This is a genomic window from Streptococcus sp. HMSC061E03, assembly GCF_001813505.1.
GTDB lineage: Bacteria > Bacillota > Bacilli > Lactobacillales > Streptococcaceae > Streptococcus.
In genome coordinates this window covers 1-453 of record NZ_KV812805.1, presented here as the reverse complement: position 1 = coordinate 453, position 453 = coordinate 1, and the positions used below count along the sequence as shown (strand labels likewise).

Here is a 453-nt window from a genome sequence, read left to right as displayed (position 1 = left end):
CGGCACGTCCTTGCGGACACTGGATTTTGAGTCCAGCGCGTCTGCCAATTCCGCCACGCCGGCATAAATTTAACTGGGGTAGCTGGATTCGAACCAACGCATGAGGGAGTCAAAGTCCCTTGCCTTACCGCTTGGCTATACCCCAATAATAATATTAATAAATAGGCGAGTGATGGGGATCGAACCCACGCATGCCAGAGCCACAATCTGGTGTGTTAACCACTTCACCACACCCGCCATAATTATTAACACGGGCAGTAGGAATTGAACCCACACTGAAGGTTTTGGAGACCTTAGTTCTACCTTTAAACTATGCCCGTAAAGGATGGAAGGGGAGGGATTCGAACCCCCGAACCCGAAGGAGCGGATTTACAGTCCGCCGCGTTTAGCCTCTTCGCTACCCTTCCTGATTATTGAATTGATGGCGCGAGACGGAATCGAACCGCCGACACA

4 tRNA genes are annotated in these 453 nt (G+C 51.2%); all 4 read right to left on the bottom strand.

Features of this window, described 5'->3' with window-relative positions:
* Positions 1-73: 73 nt before the first annotated feature.
* Positions 74-145: transfer RNA gene (locus HMPREF2917_RS10720), tRNA-Gln, on the bottom strand.
* Positions 146-164: 19 nt separating this feature from the next.
* A tRNA-His gene (locus tag HMPREF2917_RS10715) sits at positions 165-237 on the bottom strand.
* A 12-nt stretch (positions 238-249) separates the two neighbouring features.
* A tRNA-Trp gene (locus HMPREF2917_RS10710) sits at positions 250-320 on the bottom strand.
* A 6-nt stretch (positions 321-326) separates the two neighbouring features.
* Positions 327-407, bottom strand: a tRNA-Tyr gene (locus HMPREF2917_RS10705).
* Positions 408-453 lie beyond the last annotated feature (46 nt).